This is a genomic window from Leclercia sp. W6 (genome assembly GCF_003336345.1).
Classification (GTDB): domain Bacteria; phylum Pseudomonadota; class Gammaproteobacteria; order Enterobacterales; family Enterobacteriaceae; genus Enterobacter.
Genome location: NZ_CP031104.1, coordinates 2,054,026 through 2,069,929 on the forward strand (window position 1 = coordinate 2,054,026; position 15,904 = coordinate 2,069,929).

11 protein-coding genes are annotated in these 15,904 nt (G+C 56.3%); 1 reads left to right on the forward strand and 10 read right to left on the reverse strand.

The window, feature by feature from the left end; translation table 11 throughout:
* Positions 1-10: 10 nt before the first annotated feature.
* The 10 genes from DVA43_RS10135 to lrp all read right to left on the reverse strand — a co-directional run bounded on the left by DVA43_RS10135 (position 11) and on the right by lrp (position 14,301).
* Positions 11-529, reverse strand: coding sequence for an anti-virulence regulator CigR family protein (locus DVA43_RS10135; RefSeq protein WP_114315455.1), 519 nt, complete (start codon positions 527-529; stop codon positions 11-13).
* A 123-nt stretch (positions 530-652) separates the two neighbouring features.
* Positions 653-1,801 (reverse strand): MFS transporter, encoded by a 1,149-nt coding sequence (locus DVA43_RS10140; protein WP_103178912.1) that lies wholly within the window; start codon positions 1,799-1,801, stop codon positions 653-655.
* 275 nt (positions 1,802-2,076) lie between these two features.
* Complete coding sequence (locus DVA43_RS10145) at positions 2,077-2,940, reverse strand: dimethyl sulfoxide reductase anchor subunit family protein (RefSeq protein ID WP_114315456.1); 864 nt, start codon at positions 2,938-2,940, stop codon at positions 2,077-2,079.
* A 1-nt stretch (position 2,941) separates the two neighbouring features.
* Positions 2,942-3,559, reverse strand: a complete 618-nt coding sequence (locus DVA43_RS10150; RefSeq protein ID WP_039029496.1) for a DMSO/selenate family reductase complex B subunit — start codon at positions 3,557-3,559, stop codon at positions 2,942-2,944.
* Positions 3,560-3,569: 10 nt separating this feature from the next.
* A complete protein-coding gene (gene dmsA, locus DVA43_RS10155) occupies positions 3,570-6,014 on the reverse strand; it encodes a dimethylsulfoxide reductase subunit A (protein WP_114315457.1) in 2,445 nt (814 codons plus the stop codon).
* Positions 6,015-6,221: 207 nt separating this feature from the next.
* The gene (gene serS / locus DVA43_RS10160) at positions 6,222-7,514 is read right to left on the reverse strand and encodes a serine--tRNA ligase (protein ID WP_114315458.1); all 1,293 of its coding nucleotides are present in this window, start codon (positions 7,512-7,514) and stop codon (positions 6,222-6,224) included.
* A gap of 92 nt (positions 7,515-7,606) precedes the next feature.
* The gene (rarA, locus tag DVA43_RS10165; protein WP_114315459.1) at positions 7,607-8,950 is read right to left on the reverse strand and encodes a replication-associated recombination protein RarA; all 1,344 of its coding nucleotides are present in this window, start codon (positions 8,948-8,950) and stop codon (positions 7,607-7,609) included.
* Between the two features lie 9 nt (positions 8,951-8,959).
* The gene (lolA, locus tag DVA43_RS10170) at positions 8,960-9,574 is read right to left on the reverse strand and encodes an outer membrane lipoprotein chaperone LolA (RefSeq protein WP_103823389.1); all 615 of its coding nucleotides are present in this window, start codon (positions 9,572-9,574) and stop codon (positions 8,960-8,962) included.
* 127 nt (positions 9,575-9,701) lie between these two features.
* Complete coding sequence (ftsK, locus tag DVA43_RS10175) at positions 9,702-13,673, reverse strand: DNA translocase FtsK (RefSeq protein WP_114315460.1); 3,972 nt, start codon at positions 13,671-13,673, stop codon at positions 9,702-9,704.
* Between the two features lie 133 nt (positions 13,674-13,806).
* A complete protein-coding gene (gene lrp, locus DVA43_RS10180) occupies positions 13,807-14,301 on the reverse strand; it encodes a leucine-responsive transcriptional regulator Lrp (RefSeq protein ID WP_114315461.1) in 495 nt (164 codons plus the stop codon).
* Positions 14,302-14,850: 549 nt separating this feature from the next.
* On the opposite strand from lrp, the gene trxB reads away from it, so the two are divergent.
* The gene (gene trxB, locus DVA43_RS10190) at positions 14,851-15,819 is read left to right on the forward strand and encodes a thioredoxin-disulfide reductase (RefSeq protein ID WP_103178905.1); all 969 of its coding nucleotides are present in this window, start codon (positions 14,851-14,853) and stop codon (positions 15,817-15,819) included.
* Positions 15,820-15,904 lie beyond the last annotated feature (85 nt).

A 15,904-nucleotide genomic window follows, 5' to 3' on the forward strand; every position in this document is an offset into this window, starting at 1 on the left:
GTTCTATTTATTAGTCAAAGACACCATTAATAATGGTCGTCACAATTGCCGTACTCAGCGCAATTAAGACCAGATCCTTGCCGACTACCCGCCATTCATAACCAGGGTAAGAAGGCAATTGACCTAACATTGAAGCCGGTACGGTCTTTTTCGCAATTCCCGGCGGCAGCGGTTTACCGCGGGCGAGGTTTTTCGCAATCCCCGGCGGCAGTGAGTCATAACCTGTTAAACCATAGTTTAACGCCAGATGACGGGCATGATCGTAACTGACACGTGCATCCACATCCTCTCTTACGCTTTTATTTGATTTGCCGGAAGTGTGGTTACCGTTATTTTGTTTATTACCATGATTATCGGAATTCCCCTTCCCGGAATTTCCGTTCCCATGATTACCGCTATTACCTTGCCCACCGCCATTGCCGTGGCCATTTCCATTCCCATTGCCTGGATTAGCCATAACAGGTGCAGTTGCAAATGATAAAGACAACACTACTGCCAGCGCGGTAGTGGTAAAACGACGAGTAGACATGATCGCTGCCTTTTAGTGGTAGAACGCATCTGAATTATCGCCTGGCATGATAAACAAACAATGCGTAAAACTCTTAGATGTGACAGAGACAAAAAAGCCTGTCATCGACAGGCTTTTATTTGTTCAGGCATGCGCCACTGGCGTCGGGTGTTCGCCCGCTTTGCGCAGCAACATTAAGAGATAAATAAACGACACACTGGCGATCATAATAAACAGCAGATTGTCAGAATAATTCTGCATCAGCATGGCGGTAAAGGTCGGCCCCAGCAAACTGCCGATGGTGTAACTCAGCAGCAGCGCCTGGTTCATCGCCACCAGCTGATGATGCTCCACTTTCTCACAGGCCCAGGCCATCGCCACCGGATAGAGGGTAAAGCCCGCCGCGCCCAGAATAAACAGTGCAGGCGCCATGGCGGCATTACTGAGCATGGCAAAGCACCCCATGATCACCACGAAGACCTGAACGCGCAGCACCAGCAGGCGCCCAAAGCGGTCGGCAAGACGCCCCACCGGCCACTGTCCAACAATCCCGGCGCTAACCATCACCGCCATCCAGAAACCGATACCGGAATCACTCACCCCCTGATGGTTGAGATAGAGCGGCATCAGGCCATACAGCGAGCCCAGTACAATCCCGGAGATGATGCAGCCATTAACGCCCAGACGCGCCTGGCGCAGTCTCAGCATCGGCCAGACGTGGGTCGCTTCCTGGTGCTCGCTGCTCTGATTCACAATGCGCGTAAAGAGCAGCGGCAGAATAGCGGCCAGCACCATACCGGTGACCCACGGCAGGACGCTCATCAGGTCGGTTGGCAGCTTGCTGACCATCAGCTGACCCAGGACTGTCCCGACGTAATAGACCATCATATAGGCCGCCAGCAGACGACCACGGTTGCGGGAGGTACCGCTGCACATCAGGGCGCTTTCCACAACCACCCAGATCATGGCGCAGCCTACGCCGGCAATAAAGCGCCAGACCATCCAGCTCCAGAAGCCCACCATCAGCCCCAGCCCGGCACAGCCGGCAGCAAAAATAAGCGACGCCAGATAATAGCTGCGGTTAAAGCCAAAGCGTTTGATCAGGCTTCCCGTCATTAATGTTCCCAGCAGGTTGCCGGTAAAAAAGGACGAGCTGACCATGCCAACCTGCCAGGTCGGTAAATTTTCATGGGCGAGCCACAGCGGGACGAGCGTATTTAACACCGCGATCGCGAGGGTCAGCAAAAGCAGGCCACAGAGCAACAGGAGCACTGGCCGGGTATAGGTCGACATGGATTAAAAACCGTGAGGAAGTTCAGATTTCGTGCGCATCATGCCACTGGCAAAAACAAAGTCAATCCACCCTCTCGAGCCGCAAGCACGATATGATCCTCGTCGATTGAAAAAACTCATCCTGCTAATGGAATGGCGGCTATCAATAATATTTATGTGTTTGTTTTTGTTTATATACAGACAAAATTGAAGCCAAACGACAGTAGAAAAATTTCATGATCGAAAATAAAAAAAACCGGGCACTAAGTCCCGGCTTTCTATAACAAAGATTAGCGTTAACTGGCGACAGCCATTCCAACAGTCATATGCAGACCGTAGAATACGCCGCGACCCAGTAATTCTCCCGCCAGCACCAGCACAAATGCCAGCGACAACAACGGTAACGCAGGCTGATAGCCTTTAAGCTGCGGCACAATCCAGCAGGCCAGCGCGGCCGCTAACAGCACCACGCGCCAGGCCATCAGCGAGCCGTAATCCGGCACCAGAGCTGACGCCTGCTGAATGGAGCTGCTGATGGTTGCCAGCTCCGCCCCCTGCATCAGGGCAACGAGGGCGCTCACCACCAGCGCCAGCAGGGAGACGGCGGGCAATAAACGCATGGCCCAGCCATCCACACCCGCCACGCGCAGCAGCAGGAAACCGAGCAGCGGCCCGCCGATAAACATCGTCAGGAAGAAGCTCATTGGGGTCCAGACGCTGTACCAGGTAGGCACGGTGTCGATTGTGTTATAGACCCGAACCATCATCCAGACGAACACCACACCCAGCACCATCGTGACAATCAGCCACAGGCTACGCAGCCCGGCAGGCAGTTTCTTCATTGCGGCGAGCAGCCAGCCCAGACCACCAACAGCAAAGAAGATCGCCCCGCTGGCGATCTCATTACTGAGTGACGAAGCACCCACGCGGTTGAGGGAGTTGAACGCGCGCATCGGTGAGCCCAGATGCAGCGTAGAGGCGATAAAGCCGATCCCCATCAGCACCCACAGGCCAAACATGCTCAGCACCAGACGTTGCTGTTGTTCAGAATTCAGATCACCTTTTAACAGCGCCAGCGCGAGCACAATAAAACCACCCGCCACACATTGTCCGAAGACGGTAAAAATCATTAACGGCCATTCATGCCATCCGCTTCCCATCTCACACCTCCTTTGGATTGGCCAGATAGCCGGTGGTATCACCCGTTGGTCGGCTGTTGGCATTGGGTTTAATGACGATACTCGGCTTCGTAAAGTGTGCCGACGGCAGCGGCGCGACCGCAGCCAGCTTGCCGTACTTCTGGCGCAGCTCAGCAATCGGACCGAAATCCAGCGCCCGTAGCGGGCAGGATTCAACGCAAATCGGCTTATGGCCTTCAGCCACACGATCATGGCAGCCGTCGCACTTGGTCATATGACCTTTGGCGGCGTTGTACTGCGGCGCGCCGTACGGGCAGGCCATATGGCAATAACGACAGCCGATGCAGACATCTTCATTCACCACGACAAAACCGTCGTCGCGCTTGTGCATCGCGCCGCTCGGGCACACCTTGGTACAAGCGGGATCTTCGCAGTGGTTGCAGGCAATGGAGAGATAGTAAGCAAAGACGTTCTGATGCCAGACGCCGTTATCCTCCTGCCAGTCGCCGCCCGCGTACTCGTAGATACGGCGGAAGCTGACATCTGGCGTCAGATCCTTATAGTCTTTACAGGCCAGCTCGCAGGTTTTACACCCGGTGCAGCGGCTGGAATCAATAAAAAATCCATACTGAGTGGTCATCGGCTACTCCTTACGCCTTTTCAACCTGAACAAGGTTACTGTGAGACGGATTGCCTTTCGCCAGCGGCGACGGGCGTTGCGTGGTGAGCACGTTAATGCAGCCAGCCTGATCGACGCGGTTGGCGTCCGGGTTGTACCAGGCGCCCTCACCTAGCGCGACGACGCCCGGCAGAATACGCGGCGTCACTTTGGCTTCAATGTGTACTTCGCCACGGCTGTTAAAGATCCGTACCCGGTCACCGTTGGCGATCCCGCGGGCATTAGCATCCAGCGGATTGATCCACATCTCCTGACGACAGGCCGCCTTAAGGACATCAACGTTGCCATAGGTAGAGTGCGTACGTGCTTTGTAGTGGAAGCCGGTCAACTGCAGCGGGAAGGTTTTGACCTGCGGATCGTCGTAGTTTTCGAAACCCGGGCTGTAAACCGGGAGTGGATCGATCACATCGTCTTTCTCGAGCTCCCACGTCGCGGCGATCTGCGCCAGTTCAGCGGAGTAGATCTCAATTTTGCCTGACGGGGTGGTCAGCGGATTGGCAACAGGATCGGCACGGAAGGCTTTATACGCCACGTGATGCCCTTCCGGGTCACGCTTTTTGAACATGCCTTGCTGGCGGAATTCATCAAATGAAGGCAATTCCGGAATGGCTTCGCGGGACTGCTCGTACAGGTGGCGCATCCACCCTTCCTGGGTGCGCCCCTCGGTGAACTGTTGCTCAACGCCCATACGTTTCGCCAGCTCTGTGGTCATCTCATAGATGGTTTTGCAGCCGAAGCGCGGTTTGATCGCCTGGTCCGCAAAAATCACGTACGACATATTGCCGCAGGAGGCATCAAGGGCGAAGTCCATCTGTTCCGAGGCGGTACAGTCTGGCAGCAGGATATCGGCATACTTCGCCGAAGAGGTCATATGGCAGTCCACCACCACAATCAACTCGCATTTTTTGTCATCCTGCAGGATCTCATGGGTACGGTTGATCTGCGAATGCTGGTTGATCAGGCAGTTCCCGGCGTAGTTCCAGACCATCTTAATTGGCACGTCGAGTTTATCTTTGCCGCGTACCCCATCACGGGTGGCGGTCATTTCCGGGCCGCGCTCGATGGCATCGGTCCACATAAACATTGAGATGCTGGTCTTAACCGGGTTTTCCAGGGTCGGCATGCGTACAAACGGCAGTGAATATGAGCCTTCACGCGCGCCGCTGTTGCCACCGTTAATCCCCACGTTGCCGGTTAAAATTGCCAGCATGGCGATAGCGCGGGAGACCAGTTCACCATTCGCATGACGCTGCGGCCCCCAACCCTGAGAGATAAACGCGGGCTTCGCCCCGGCGATTTCACGTGCCAGTTTGATGATTCGCGCCTCAGGAATACCGGTGATGGCCGCAGCCCAGGCCGGAGTTTTGGCGATGCCGTCATTGCCCTGGCCGAGAATATAGGCTTTATAGTGGCCGTTCGCCGGTGCCCCTTCAGGAAGCGTTTTTTCGTCGTAGCCGACGCAATATTTATCGAGGAAAGGCTGGTCGACGAGGTTTTCAGTGATCATGACCCACGCCAGGGCAGAGATCAGCGCTGCATCGGTGCCGGGACGGATGGGGATCCACTCATCTTCGCGCCCTGCCCCGGTGTCGGTATAGCGCGGGTCAATGACGATCATCCGGGCTTGCGACTTTTCCCGGGCCTGTTCAACGTAGTACGTCACCCCGCCGCCGCTCATGCGCGTTTCGCCAGGGTTATTGCCGAACAGCACTACCAGCTTGCTGTTTTCGATATCCGACGGGCTGTTGCCATCTGCCCAGCCGCCGTAGGTGTAGTTCAGGCCAGCGGCAATCTGTGCGGTTGAGTAGTCACCGTAATGATTAAGATACCCCCCGCAGCAGTTCATCAGACGGGCGATCAGGGTTTTTCCCGGCGGCCAGGAGCGGGTCATGGTGCCGCCGAGGGTGCCGGTGCCGTAGTTCAGATAGATGGATTCGTTACCGTAATCCTTAATCAGACGCTGCATCGTACCGGCGATGGTATCAAAGGCCTCTTCCCAGCTGATGGGTTCGAATTTGCCTTCTCCGCGTTTACCCACGCGCTTCATCGGCTGCTTCAGGCGATCCGGATTGTAGACGCGGCGGCGCATCGAGCGGCCACGCAGGCAGGCGCGAACCTGATGTAATCCTTCGTAGTTATCATCCCCGGTATTGTCGGTTTCAACGTATTTAATTTCACCGTCAACGACATGCATGCGCAGCGGACAGCGGCTGCCGCAGTTCACCGTGCAGGCGCTCCAGACCACTTTCTCATCAGGTTTAACGGTCTCAGTGGCTTGTGCAGCCGATGCCAGACGTGAAAAAGGCAATGTGAATGCGCTACTGGCAACAGCCAGGCCGCCAATCGCCGTGGTTTTCATCAATCCACGTCGACTCACCTCAGCAGCCAGCAGAGCTTCAGGCGTTTTTATTTTCATAGATTCTCACTTTGGTTGCTCACAAAGTTCAAAGGTGCGGCAGTCACCGCTATATAGTTTTTTATGTAAGGATGGCGTGCGTTAGCAGACGTTTACGCTAACCAACTGTTTGGCAAGTATTACTACTTTAGAGGGAGGGGTTATTGCCTGACATCAAAAGCGGGGCATAAAAAAAGCGCCCGCAGGCGCTTTTTACTTAAAAACAAATCAACCGATGTATTGCTGGCCTTTCATGTACGGACGCAGCACTTCAGGGATTTCGATACGGCCATCGGCCTGCTGGTAGTTTTCCAGTACCGCGACCAGCGTACGCCCCACTGCCAGGCCGGAGCCGTTCAGGGTGTGCACCAGGCGGGTTTTCTTGTCAGATTTACTGCGGCAGCGAGCCTGCATGCGGCGCGCCTGGAAATCACCTACGTTAGAGCAGGAGGAGATCTCACGGTAGGTGCCCTGCGCCGGTACCCACACTTCGAGGTCGAAGGTTTTGCAGGCGCCAAAGCCCATGTCACCCGTACACAGCGCCACGCGGCGGTACGGCAGACCCAGCAGCTCCAGCACTTTTTCCGCGTGACCGGTCATCTCTTCCAGCGCCGCCATGGACTCTTCCGGACGCACGATCTGTACCATCTCAACTTTGTCGAACTGGTGCATACGGATCAGACCGCGGGTATCACGGCCATAAGAGCCCGCTTCAGAACGGAAGCACGGAGAGTGTGCCGTCAGTTTGATCGGCAGGTCATCTTCGTCGAGGATTTCGTCACGCACGAGGTTGGTCAGCGGCACTTCTGCCGTTGGGATCAGCGCGTAGTTGCTGCTGTCTGCTTCTTCATCCAGCGGACGAGTATGGAACAGATCGCCGGCAAATTTCGGCAGCTGGCCGGTGCCGTACAGCGTATCGTGGTTAACCAGATACGGTACGTAGGTTTCGCTGTAGCCGTGCTGCTCGGTGTGCAGATCCAGCATGAACTGCGCCAGCGCGCGGTGCAGATGGGCGATCTGCCCTTTCATTACCACAAAGCGGGAACCGGTCAGCTTAACGGCAGCGGCAAAATCGAGCCCTGCATGCATTTCGCCCAGCGTAACGTGATCGCGAACTTCGAAGTCGAACTCGGGAGGCGTACCCCAGCGTTTCACTTCGACGTTGTCGTTTTCGTCTTTGCCGACAGGTACGCTGTCGTCAGGGATATTCGGGATCGCTAGGGCGATATCACGAATTTCGGCCTGAAGAACATCCAGCTCAGCTTTCGCCTGATCCAGTTCTTCACCCAGCTTGTTCACTTCCAGGCGTAATGGCTCAATGTCTTCCCCGCGCGCTTTCGCCTGGCCGATGGATTTCGATCGAGAGTTACGCTCTGCCTGCAAGTTTTCGGTTTGTACCTGCAGAACTTTACGACGCTCTTCAAGAGCGCGCAGCTTATCTACATCCAGTTTAAAGCCCCGGCGTGCCAGTTTTTCAGCGACTGCGTCTGGCTCGTTACGCAGCAGATTGGGATCGAGCATGCTTATCCTGTGCTTATCGAATTAAAATAGGAAATGTGACCACAGCCTGCGGTCACGAAGATACAATTGCAAACATTACCGCAACGATAGCCCTAACGGTAGCGTTTTATAGGGCTATTTTGATCCTGTCCGGCAAGCCAGGCGAGCTTTTCGCCAATCTTACCCTCAAGGCCTCTGTTTGTCGGGTGATAGTAGCGTGTTTGTGCCATTTCCTGCGGGAAATACTCCTCCCCGGCAGCGTAGGCGTTGGGCTCGTCGTGGGCATAACGATACTCCTGACCGTAGCCCATCTCTTTCATCAGTTTGGTCGGCGCGTTGCGCAGGTGGACTGGAACATCGTAATCAGGACGTTCGCGGGCATCGGACATCGCCGCTTTGAAGGCGGTATAGACGGCATTACTTTTGGGTGCGCAGGCCAGATAGACAATGGCCTGGGCAATGGCGCGCTCGCCTTCAGCAGGCCCGACCCGGGTGAAGCAGTCCCAGGCGGAGAGTGCCACCTGCATGGCGCGCGGGTCGGCGTTACCGACATCTTCGGAGGCAATCGCCAGACAGCGGCGGGCAACGTACAGCGGGTCGCCCCCGGCAGTGATAATGCGCGCATACCAGTAAAGCGCGGCATCGGGCGCACTGCCGCGCACCGATTTGTGCAGCGCCGAGATCAGGTCGTAAAAACGATCGCCTTTATTATCGAAACGCGCGCTACGTTCACCGGCGATTTCGGTCAGCAGCGCCGGGAGTAAGACCCGTTTGCCGCTGTCGTCGGCTTCGGCCATATCGGCCATCATCTCCAGGGTATTCAGCGCCCGGCGCGCATCGCCATTAACCAGCTCGGCAATGGCGCGACGGGTCTCGTCAGGTAGGACGATATCCTGGCCGCCGTAGCCCCGGGCCTTGTCAGTCATCGCCTGGGTCAGCACCTGCTCAATATCTTCGGTGGTTAACGATTTCAGCAGATAGACGCGGGCGCGGGACAACAGTGCGGAGTTGAGTTCAAACGAGGGATTTTCCGTGGTGGCGCCGATAAAGGTGATGGTGCCGTCTTCGATGTGCGGCAGGAAGGCATCCTGTTGGCTTTTATTGAAGCGGTGGACCTCATCGACAAACAGGATTGTGCGGCGACCGGCGTTACGGTTCTGCCGGGCACGCTCGATGGCTTCACGGATCTCTTTCACGCCGGAGGTAACGGCGGAGATGCGCTCGACATCTGCATCAGCATAGCGGGCGATCACTTCCGCCAGGGTCGTTTTACCGGTGCCCGGTGGCCCCCAGAGGATCATCGAGTGCAGATGCCCGGCTTCAATGGCGCGCGGCAAGGGCTTGCCCGCGGCCAGCAGATGCTGCTGGCCGATATACTGCGCTAAATTTTCTGGCCGCATACGGGCGGCCAGAGGTTGAAACGCATTATCTGAAAAATCGAGCGACAGGTTGCTCACTCACGCCTCTTACTTATTACGTTGATCGTCCACCGTTACGCCCTTCGGCGGGGTAAAGGTGAATTTCGATGCATCGACCGCACCGTTCTGCTGGGATTTCAGCTGATAGCTGCTGCGCTGATCGTCCTGCTCCACGGCGCTGAATTGATTAATGGTACCGTTGCTGCTCACGTTGATGGTGAACTGCTTCAGGTTGCCCGTGCTGCCTTTCGGCGTCAGCACGAACTCATCGCCGGTCTGTTTGATGTTGTACTGCTGCCAGTCGCTGGACTGGTTACGGGCAATCAGCATAAACGGCGTGTTGCTGGTCGCGTCTTTCAGCCAGGTGGCGGTGGCCTGCTCAACAAACGGGTTAAAGAACCACAGGGTTTTGCCGTCGGAGACAAGGATACTTTCGTCCGGCTGGGTCATATGCCAGTTGAACAGATTCGGACGTTTAACCCACAAGTCACCCTGGCCTTCCTGCACCGCGTTGCCGCTGCCGTCGGTCACTTTCTGCGTGAAGCTGGCATGGAAGCTGCTCACTTTATCCAGGCGGCTCTTCAGGTCGCTGGCGGCATCAGCCCAGACGCTGCTTGCCACAAAGCCAGTGAGTAATGCACAGGTGATTGCGATTTTTTTCATTGTTCATCCTTACAAAGCGTCTTCCCGAAATGGGGGTTTCTGTCACTATTCTGGACCTGCCCGCAGGCAGGCGACAGAAGAAAATGCTTAATTTTTGCTGCTTTACCCATCTTTGCAATCGAGGCCGTTACTCAAACGGTGGCGGGGCCAGCACTTCACGGTTGCCGTTATGTCCCTGCTCGCTAACAATGCCCTGCGCTTCCATCTGCTCGATAATGCGCGCCGCGCGGTTATAGCCGATGCGGAACTGGCGCTGTACGCCGGAGATGGAAGCTTTACGTTTCTCGGTAACGAAGTTAACCGCCTGATCGAACAATGGATCCAGCTCTTCACCGCCGTCAAAGCCGCCGCCACCACCGCCTTCGCTTTCGCTGTCAGAGGTGATGCCTTCGACATATTGCGGACGACCGCGCGCTTTCCAGTCCTGCACCACGGCATGCACTTCCTGGTCACGAACAAACGCGCCGTGGACACGTACCGGGGAAGTCGAGTTCGGCCCCGAATAGAGCATATCCCCCATGCCGAGCAGCGATTCCGCGCCCCCCTGGTCAAGAATGGTACGGGAGTCGATTTTGCTCGACACGGTAAAGGCGATGCGGGTCGGGATGTTGGCTTTAATCAGGCCGGTGATCACATCCACCGATGGACGCTGGGTCGCCAGCACCAGATGGATCCCTGCCGCACGGGCTTTTTGCGCCAGGCGGGCGATCAGCTCTTCCACTTTCTTACCGACGGTCATCATCAGGTCGGCAAATTCATCCACCAGCACCACGATATACGGCAGCTTTTCCAGTACCGGATGTTCGGCATCCATGCTGTCGCCCGGTTTCCAGTACGGATCCGGAATTGGGCGTCCCATCTTCGCCGCTTCGGCAATGATGTCGTTATACCCGGCGAGGTTACGCACGCCCAGCGCAGACATCAGCTTGTAGCGACGCTCCATCTCGTTGACGCTCCAGCGCAGGGCGTTGGCAGCGTCTTTCATGTCGGTCACGACTTCGGTCAGCAGATGCGGGATCCCTTCATAGACTGACAGCTCCAGCATTTTCGGGTCGATCATGATGAAACGCACATCTTCCGGCTGCGCTTTATAGAGCATGCTGAGGATCATGGCGTTCACGCCGACAGATTTACCGGAACCGGTGGTACCCGCCACCAGCAGGTGCGGCATTTTAGCCAGATCGGCCACCACCGGCTCACCCGCGATGTCTTTACCCAGCACCACGCTCAGTGGCGACGGGTTATCGCGGAACTTGGCGTTATCAAGCACTTCACGCAGGTAAACAGTCTGGCGTTTTTTGTTCGGCAGCTCCAGACCCACATAGGGTTTGCCTGGGATCACCTCAACCACGCGCACAGCCACGGTCGACAGCGAACGCGCCAGGTCACGGGAGAGATTGGAAATACGCGCGGCTTTAACACCCGGCGCCAGGTTCAGCTCGAAGCGGGTGATGACCGGCCCCGGAGAATAGTTCACCACATCTGCTTTAATACGGAAGTCGGCCAGACGCGCTTCAACCAGACGAGCCATCTGCTCCAGGGCAAAGGTATCGACCGGCTCCACTTCCGTTGGCGGCGGCGTTAACAGATCCAGCGACGGCAGCGGCGTGGTTGGCTTTTGCAGTGGGCGGCTGTCGCCATTGCGCATCAACAGCGGATGGATCAGGCTCTGCTGAGGCTGAGGCTGAGGCTGAGGCTGAGCAGCTGGCTGCTGTGGCTGCACTGGTTGCTGCGGCTGCGCATACTGCTGTGGCTGCGCGGGCTGCTGCGGCTGCACGGACTGCTGAGGCTGTGCATACTGCTGCGGCTGAATAGGCTGCTGAGGCTGTGCATACTGCTGCGGCTGCACCGGCTGCTGCGGTTGCGCATACTGCTGCGGCTGAACAGGCTGTTGCGGCTGCGCATACTGCTGCGGCTGCACGGGCTGCTGCGGTTGTGCAATATGTTGTGGCTGCACGGACTGCTGCGGCTGGGGCGGCGTCACCGGCTGACGTGGTGGCTCGGCTTCCGGCATCACGCCCGGCGTGAACAGCGGCTCACTCGGCGTATCATCCACCAGATCTTTCATTGGCGAGAATTCAAAGTCCGCCAGCGAGAAAGGGTTAGCTCCTGTCGGTTGCTCACCGGAATAACGCTGCTGCTGCGTGGCGGCGAACTGGCGAGCCAGCTCAGCTTCGGCGGCACTATCTTCGTCATCCTGCGTTTCAAAGGACTGTGGCTGGGCCTGATACTCATCACCACCGTACCGCTGCTGTTGCTGCTGAGCGAACTGGCGGGCCAGCTCCTCCTGCTGCTGCATTTCATCGGCATCAGCATCGTCGTCGTAGTGTTCATCATACTGCTGACGTCCGGCTTCACGCGCTTTCTCTTCGGCCATTCGTTGGGAAGGCAGCTTGATACCATACGAGGCCAGTTCACGGCGGGTCGGAACACGTACGCGGTTAGGACGCGGCAACTGCGGACCAATCCCCTCTTTTACCTGCGGACGCGGTGCGCCGCCGGTTGCCAGGCTGAATAACGGCGCGGCGGCGCTGGCCGCAGCGGCGCCTTCGCTTGTTGCCTGCTGTACGCTTGCGGCAACAGGAGCGACGGCGGAAGCGGGTTCCACAGCGGGAACCGGAATTTTCGGGGTTTCAGCGGCTTTAACCGGGGCTGGTTCTTGTGCCTCCTCGGGCACCGGCTGATACCATGCCGCAAGCTGTTCGCGCTCACGGGCACGTTTTTCTTCCACCTCTTCGAAATAGTAAAGCGGCGGACGGGACGGTTTCACCTCTTCAACCGGCGTCTCTTCGACAACCGGCGGGGTGATAACAGGCTCAGGCTGATAGACCGGCTCTGGCTGATAAACGGGTTCAGACTGATAAACAGGTTCAGGCTGATAAACAGGCTGCTGCTGCGGCTCATACTGCGGCTGCGCGTAGACAGGTTCAGGCTGATAAGGCGGTTGCCACTCCTGCTGCGCGGCGGCGACATACGGTTCCGGCTCCGGCGCAGGGATCGGCGATGCAGGCGCAGCAGGTTCCGCTTGCCATTCAACCGCATGTTGCTGCAGCGGCATCTCTGGCACAGAAGGCGTCGGGGTGATCGGTTCAACCGGCGCAGCAAAGGCCTGGGTTGCCGTGGTTGCGGCGGCGGCGGCAGCAAGGGGCTCAGCTACTGAGTGACCGTTGAGCAGCGGATCGAACTCATCATAATCGGACGGCAGTGCACGATTACCGGAGAACAATACATCATCCGGATCGGCGGCAACACCACGGGCACTATAAGCCACCTCTTCTTCGTCATCCATCCGTTTGCCGGAGAACAACGCCGCATCGGTTTTGCGGCCTAATGGATTGGCGAATTTCTCTGCCACACGCTTACGGCGCGCCAGCGCCCCGCGCATAATGCGGGCACGGCGAGATTCACGACGCTCAGCGCTCGGCTCCGCCTCTTCGTAGTCATCTTCGTACTCTTCGTCGTTAACCCAGGTATCGTCGCGACGGGTGCGGTTGCTGGCAAAGGTCAGGATATTGAGGATCACGCTGCCAATTTTCTCGGCGATGGTGACCCAGGACCAGCCGGTAAACAGCGTCAGCCCCGCCCCCCAGACGCAGAGCAGCGCCAGAGTACCACCGCTGCTGTGCAGCATCGGCTGTAGCGCGGTGCTCAGCAGGCTGCCAATCACGCCGCCGGAGGCAAAATACCAGATGTCGTCGGCGTTAATCGCCGCCAGGCCGCAGGAGGTGAGGATCAGGGCAAGCGCACCAATCAGGCGCAGCGAGACAGCAAAATAGTCGATGTAGTCATCGTTCTGGCGATGGCGCCAGGCAAACCAGCAGCCGCCAATAATAATGACGGGAAGGGTGTACGCCATTATGCCAAAGATAAAGAACAGCGTATCCGCCAGCCAGGCCCCCGGTACGCCGCCTAAATTATGGATAGGCTCATGCCATGCGGTTTGTGACCAGCTGGGATCGGAGGGATTGAAACTGAGTAAGGCTGCCATTAACCAGACGGCAAAAAGAGCAACAAGGATCAGTAACGCCTCAAGGAGTCGGCGTCCACTGCTGAGCTTGGTTAAATTGACTTCTTTGTCTTCGGTATATTCCTGGCTCAAAACAGGCTCTCCAGGTATCAGGCAATTCCTGCCTGCGTGCTAAACGGACAACAGTGCCGGGAAGCCCGACACTGTTGCTGTATGGATTACCAGGAGTGTAATCAAAGTACGCTGATAATGCACCTGTTCCGTGTTAGCGCGTCTTAATAACCAGACGATTGCTCTGTTTGACTTCTTCCATTACCACGTAGGTACGGGTGTCGTTCACACCAGGCAGTCGCAGCAGGGTTTCGCCCAGCAGCTTACGGTAGGCGGACATATCAGGCACGCGGGTTTTCAACAGATAGTCGAAATCACCGGAAACCAGATGACACTCCTGAATTTCTTCAAGTTTTTGTACGGCGGCATTGAACTGCTCAAACACATCCGGCGCACCACGATTCAGAGTAATCTCAACAAATACCAGAAGTGAGGCATCCAGATAATGCGGGTTCAGCAGCGTTGTATAGCCCTGAATAAAACCCTGTCTTTCCAGTCGGCGCACACGCTCAAGGCATGGCGTCGGGGAAAGTCCCACACGTTTTGAAAGCTCGACGTTGGAAATACGCCCATCCTTTTGCAATTCATTAAGAATGTTACGATCGATGCGGTCGAGATCTTTGCCAGGGCGCTTCTTGCTATCTACCATTATTATTGTCTCTCTGTATTCCTTCCCTAACTCCTGCCAGGACCCTGTGCACTTCACTGTTCAGAGTCTTTCCCCGCGGTTAATCGCATCGCCTGTTTTATAGTTTGCGCGATCCGATTGGGGTTATGTGGTATGAAGACCGTTGCCCAGAGGCGGCCATCAACATCACGTATGGCATCTGTCCACACCATGCGTAGATTTCGCTGACCCGGTAAAAATGGTGATTTTGTGCATGACTATGCGTTACACAAAGACCATTTTTTTTCTTCCTTGAATGTTTTCGCAAAAGCGCAGGGGATTGTCAAAGCAAAACATCGATTTTTAGTACAACATGTCGGATATTCATTACGTCCGGCGATTAATCCTCATTTTATCGCCGTCGTTTCGACCGATTACCCATGATTATTGTTATAAAATCACCTTTTCTTTCCTCTCGTTGATTGGCCCTTTCTATCACACACATCGTTAACAAAATCGCTGCGCCCTTTTTTTACGCCAACAAATTCCCTACAATCCGGGAAAATGTCTGCCAACAACAATGAGGATCTCATGGGCACGGCCAAACACAGTAAGCTGCTAATTCTTGGTTCTGGACCTGCGGGATATACCGCAGCGGTCTACGCTGCACGCGCTAACCTGCAACCGGTACTGATTACGGGCATGGAAAAAGGCGGTCAGCTGACCACCACCACCGAAGTTGAAAACTGGCCAGGCGATCCTGAAGGCCTGACCGGGCCGCTGCTGATGGAGCGCATGCACGAGCATGCCGCCAAATTTGATACCGAAATCATTTTTGACCACATCAACAAGGTCGATCTGCAAAACCGTCCGTTCCGCCTGACCGGTGACAACGCGGAGTACACCTGCGACGCGCTGATCATCGCCACCGGCGCCTCTGCCCGCTATCTGGGTCTGCCTTCTGAAGAGGAATTTAAAGGTCGCGGCGTCTCTGCCTGCGCAACCTGCGACGGTTTCTTCTATCGCAACCAGAAGGTCGCGGTCATCGGCGGCGGCAATACCGCGGTTGAAGAGGCACTCTATCTGGCGAATATCGCCTCTGAAGTGCACCTCATTCACCGCCGTGATACTTTCCGCGCGGAAAAGATCCTGATTAAACGTCTGATGGACAAAGTGGCCAGCGGCAATATCGTGCTGCACACCCACCGCACGCTGGAAGAAGTAACCGGCGATCAGATGGGCGTGGCGGGCCTGCGCATCCGTGATACCCAGAACACCGACAACGTTGAAACGCTGGAAGTAGCAGGTCTGTTTGTTGCCATCGGGCACAGCCCGAACACCGCTATCTTCGACGGCCAGCTTGAGCTGGAGAACGGCTATATCAAGGTGCAGTCGGGTATTCACGGCAATGCTACCCAGACCAGCATCCCGGGTGTGTTCGCTGCGGGCGACGTGATGGACCACATTTATCGTCAGGCGATCACCTCTGCGGGCACCGGTTGTATGGCGGCGCTGGATGCAGAACGATATCTCGACGGACTGGCCGATCAGAGTAAATAATTTTTACAAATCAGCAACAAACGTAAATAAGGCGGCGATAAGTCGCCTTTATCGTCTCTGCGTTGTAACATTGCCGTGCCCAATA

Coding starts and splice junctions, on each gene's coding strand:
- serS (WP_114315458.1), bottom strand. CDS start 7,514: ATGCTCGATCCCAATCTGCTGCGTAACGAGCCAGACGCAGTCGCTGAA.
- lrp (WP_114315461.1), bottom strand. CDS start 14,301: ATGGTAGATAGCAAGAAGCGCCCTGGCAAAGATCTCGACCGCATCGAT.
- dmsA (WP_114315457.1), bottom strand. CDS start 6,014: ATGAAAATAAAAACGCCTGAAGCTCTGCTGGCTGCTGAGGTGAGTCGA.
- DVA43_RS10145 (WP_114315456.1), bottom strand. CDS start 2,940: ATGGGAAGCGGATGGCATGAATGGCCGTTAATGATTTTTACCGTCTTC.
- DVA43_RS10140 (WP_103178912.1), bottom strand. CDS start 1,801: ATGTCGACCTATACCCGGCCAGTGCTCCTGTTGCTCTGTGGCCTGCTT.
- DVA43_RS10135 (WP_114315455.1), bottom strand. CDS start 529: ATGTCTACTCGTCGTTTTACCACTACCGCGCTGGCAGTAGTGTTGTCT.
- DVA43_RS10150 (WP_039029496.1), bottom strand. CDS start 3,559: ATGACCACTCAGTATGGATTTTTTATTGATTCCAGCCGCTGCACCGGG.
- trxB (WP_103178905.1), top strand. CDS start 14,851: ATGGGCACGGCCAAACACAGTAAGCTGCTAATTCTTGGTTCTGGACCT.
- lolA (WP_103823389.1), bottom strand. CDS start 9,574: ATGAAAAAAATCGCAATCACCTGTGCATTACTCACTGGCTTTGTGGCA.